Origin of the sequence: Rhodococcus chondri, from assembly GCF_036327435.1 — a bacterium.
GTDB lineage: Bacteria > Actinomycetota > Actinomycetes > Mycobacteriales > Mycobacteriaceae > Rhodococcus > Rhodococcus chondri.
The window spans coordinates 1-3,723 of the sequence record NZ_JAUZMZ010000282.1 but is presented as its reverse complement, the minus strand read 5'-3'; the positions used below and the strand labels follow the sequence as shown (position 1 = coordinate 3,723).

Sequence of the window (3,723 nt, the reverse complement as noted above, 5' to 3'; positions counted from 1 at the left end):
TGTCCCCGAAATGGGCCGGGGCGCACCTCGCCTACACCATGGCGAAGTACGGCATGAGCCTGACAACACTCGGGCTCGCCGAGGAACTCAAACCTGATGGCATCGATGTAGAAGTTGCCGGTGGCCTCGGTGCTCGGAGACGTGAGCACCACATACGCGGCATCCGCGTAGATGTCCGGCGTCCGAGAGGAATTGACCATCGCCTCGCCGCCGAGCAGATTGCGCACTGCGGCGGTGGCGATGGTCGTGCGCGGCCACAGTGAATTCACCCCGATGCCATCAGGTTTGAGTTCCTCGGCGAGCCCGAGTGTTGTCAGGCTCATGCCGTACTTCGCCATGGTGTAGGCGAGGTGCGCCCCGGCCCATTTCGGGGACAGATTCAGTGGGGGAGAAAGCGTCAGGATATGCGGGTTGCGACCGGCCTTCGCGGAGTCGCGCAGCGCGGGGATCGACAGCTTCGACAGTAGAAACGTACCGCGACAGTTGATGTCCTGCATCAGGTCGTATCTCTTCATCGTGATGCTGTCGGTCGGCGACAGGTCGATTGCCGACGCATTGTTCACGACGAGGTCGATGCCACCGAACCTCGCGACCGTCTGGCGCACGGCCTCGGCGACCCAGTCGTCATTGCGGATATCGCCCACGAACGGCAGGACGCGACCGCCGGCTTGCTCGAGTTCGGCCGCGGCAGTGTGAATCGTGCCCGGCAGCTTCGGATTCGGGGTGTCCGTCTTGGCGATCAATGTGATGTTCGCGCCGTCCCTCGCTGCGCGAAGGGCGATCGCCAGGCCGATACCCCGGCTGCCGCCCGACATGATCATGGTTTTTCCGGCAAGTGGTTTCGCGTCCGGTGCAGTCATATGTGCTCCTCATCCGTTGCCGTCGATTATGCGCGAACGCCCGCGCGCACGAGTGCCGAATGATGTGTGAGGGGCACCCGTGGTGGGTATGCCCTGTTCGACTATGAGCGGTGCGCCCGCTACCGCGTTCCCACAGCTCTGGAGGTTGGATCAATGTCCACTGACGCGATCGTGTTGCTCAAGGAAGACCACAAGGAGATCAAGAAGCTCTTCCGGGACTTCCAGTCGGCCGGCGAGGGCGCCAAGGCCGCGAAGGGCAAGATCGTAGACAAGATCATCGAAGCGCTCACCGTGCACACCTATATCGAGAACGAGGTGATGTACCCCGAGGTGCGCGAGTTGCTGCCGGACGTCGAGTCCGATGTTCTCGAATCGTACGAGGAGCATCACGTCGCCGATGTGCTGGTCATGGAACTGGCGGCGATGAAGCCCGAGGACGAACGCTTCGATGCGAAGACCACCGTGCTCATCGAGAGCGTTGAACACCACATCGAAGAAGAAGAGGGCGAATGGTTCCCGAAGGTTCGGGAAGCTTTGGGCCGCAAGGTACTTCAGGAGATGGGTGAGCGACTTCTCGAAGCGAAGCAGAAGGCCCCGCACTCACCGGCACAGCCGTCCGCCCTGAAGAAGACCATCGACGCCGTCATCAAGTGAGGCGTATTTCACCTCTCACGTCGGTCGCAGGCACGGTACCCAGGCCTGCGGGTCGACGACACGAAACTTCTGCGGAGGCGACGATTTCGACTACGCCGCTGCGGTGATCCTCGGTCGGATGCGCACGGGCACGGGGCCGGCGGCGACCAGGGTGAAGGGGGTTGCGAGCGGGAAGTCGGATTCGACCGACTCGATCCGCACCGCCCGCAGGACGCTCGCCAGGGCCGACGTCGCCTCGAGCATGGCGAAGTGGGCTCCGACGCAGCGACGTGGGCCCCCACCGAACGGCAGGTATTGCCATCGCGTGTGGACCGGTGAACGATCCGGAGCGAACCGATCCGGATCGAATCGCTCCGGATCGTCCCTCAGGCCGGGGTCGTGATGCACGGCGTAGTTGCCTACGAGAACATTCGTACCGGCGGGGATCCGATAGCCGTCCACGACGACCTCCCGCATGGCCATGCGGCCGATGGCCGGTCCCGGCGGGCACATTCGCAGGGCCTCCTGAAGGACCTGCCCGGCGTAGGGCAGGCGCTCGACATCACGTACGTGTAGCGGCCGATCGCCGAGGGCGCCGACCTCGGCCGCGATCCGGTCCTGGACATCGATGTGGTGCCCGAGGACCCAGAAGCAGTACGCCGGCGTGGTGGCGGTGGTGTCGTGTCCCGCGACGACGAAGGCGCCGAGTTCCTGGTGGATCACCTGGTCGGTGAACGGCTCACCGGTCTCCGGGTCGGCGGTCTCGAAGAAGAGCCGGATCAGCTCTGCATCGCGACCGGGATCTTCGCGGGCCGCTCGGATCGCCTCATCGATCAGCTCGTCGGTGAATTTCTTCGCGGTGTGCATCCGGTGCCGCGCGGGCGTCGGATGCCAGGCAGGCGCACGCACCGGTCGCACGGATCGCTTCGTCACGAAGTTCAGTTCGCGGGTGAGTTGCGGTCCGATTTCCTCGGTTCGATCTCCGAGGTCCACCCCCAAAAGCGAGCGGCCGAGCACTCGTAAGGTGAGGCGCCGGGTTTCCCGGGCAAGGTCGATCGTGCCCGCTCGGAGCCAGACGGTTGCCAAGTCCCGCGCGGTGTCGGCCATGCATCGTGAGTAGGTTTCGACGCGCTTCTTCGTGAACAGGGGCGCCAAGGTGCGTCGCCGATCCAACCATGGCTCATGCGGCAAGCTGAACAGGCTGTCGCCGAACCACTTCCGTAGTTCTCTGTCGACCGTCATCTCCTTGTCGAACGCGCCGTCCGAGCCGGCGACGACATCGTGCGCACCCTGAGGGGATGTTACGACCGCGATCGGTGCTGCGAATCGGGTCGGCCCGAACCGAACCATCACCACAGGCCCACCCGCATCCCGCATCTTCACCGGTCCCGTATGCAGCATGTCCGGTGCCCGGAGACGCGAGATCAGCGACATCGGCACGTCCGGCGCGAGCGGGTACTCTCGGGCTTCTTCCATACCGGCGGTCATACCTGAGTGTGATCCTCATGATGTTCGAGGTCCAGACCGAGCGAACGTGCCTCATCCGTCTTCGTGACGCGCGCGGTCGAGCAGGATGCGCTGCTCGGCGCGGGCCACCGTCCGGCGGGTCACTGCCGCGGCATCCGGGGTCACCGACACCGAGGTGATCCCTCGTCGCACGAGATGCTCGGCCAGGGTGGTACTCGTCGAAACCGCTTGTCCGCACAGCGACGTCGTCAGTCCGGCCGCGGACGCGCGGTCGATGATCCGATCGATCGCGTCCAGTACCGCCGGGTCGAGGGTGTCGAACAGATCTCGGCATACTTCCGAATCGCGATCCACCCCGAGAACCAACTGGGTCAGGTCGTTGCTGCCGATCGACACTCCGTCGATGCCGAGCTTCGCGTACTCGGGCAGCCAGTACACCACCGACGGCACCTCCGCCATGATCCAGCGGAGCATCGCTCGGTCGGAGCCGAGCGGATGTGCATCGAGTTGCGCGAGACACGCTTGTAGTTCCCAGCGGGTGCGCACGAAGGGGATCATCAGGTGCACGTTGGGATGCTGCGCGCGCACCTGGTGCAGGACATCGAGATCGAGGGAGAACAGGTCGGGATCGCGCACGTACCGGAAGCAACCGCGGTACCCGATCATCGGGTTCTCCTCGTGTGCGGCTCGATGTCGCCGCCGATCAGGTCGGCAAACTCGTTGCTACGCAGATCGATCGCCCGATAGACCACGGGCCGTGGCG

General features: G+C 64.5%; 3 protein-coding genes and 1 pseudogene. 1 reads left to right on the top strand and 3 read right to left on the bottom strand.

Annotated features, from left to right (window positions below; all coding sequences use genetic code 11):
• A partial coding sequence (locus Q8814_RS24965) for an SDR family oxidoreductase (protein WP_330154647.1) occupies nucleotides 1-860 on the bottom strand: 860 nt, incomplete at its 3' end.
• Between the two features lie 153 nt (nucleotides 861-1,013).
• Between Q8814_RS24965 and Q8814_RS24960 the strand changes: the two genes are divergently transcribed.
• A complete protein-coding gene (locus Q8814_RS24960) occupies nucleotides 1,014-1,514 on the top strand; it encodes a hemerythrin domain-containing protein (RefSeq protein ID WP_330154646.1) in 501 nt (166 codons plus the stop codon).
• A gap of 90 nt (nucleotides 1,515-1,604) precedes the next feature.
• Here the strand turns inward: Q8814_RS24960 and Q8814_RS24955 are convergent, their stop codons facing one another.
• Both Q8814_RS24955 and Q8814_RS24950 read right to left on the bottom strand, forming a co-directional pair.
• Nucleotides 1,605-2,981 carry a cytochrome P450 gene (locus Q8814_RS24955; RefSeq protein WP_330154645.1) on the bottom strand — a complete coding sequence of 459 codons (1,377 nt, stop codon included), beginning with the start codon at nucleotides 2,979-2,981 and terminating at the stop codon, nucleotides 1,605-1,607.
• 51 nt (nucleotides 2,982-3,032) lie between these two features.
• A pseudogene (locus tag Q8814_RS24950) lies at nucleotides 3,033-3,723 on the bottom strand (putative PEP-binding protein); the annotation flags it as partial.

Bases quoted from the DNA above. Each gene is read 5' to 3' on its own strand.
- Q8814_RS24955 (WP_330154645.1), bottom strand. From the start codon at position 2,981: ATGACCGCCGGTATGGAAGAAGCCCGAGAGTACCCGCTCGCGCCGGAC.
- Q8814_RS24960 (WP_330154646.1), top strand. From the start codon at position 1,014: ATGTCCACTGACGCGATCGTGTTGCTCAAGGAAGACCACAAGGAGATC.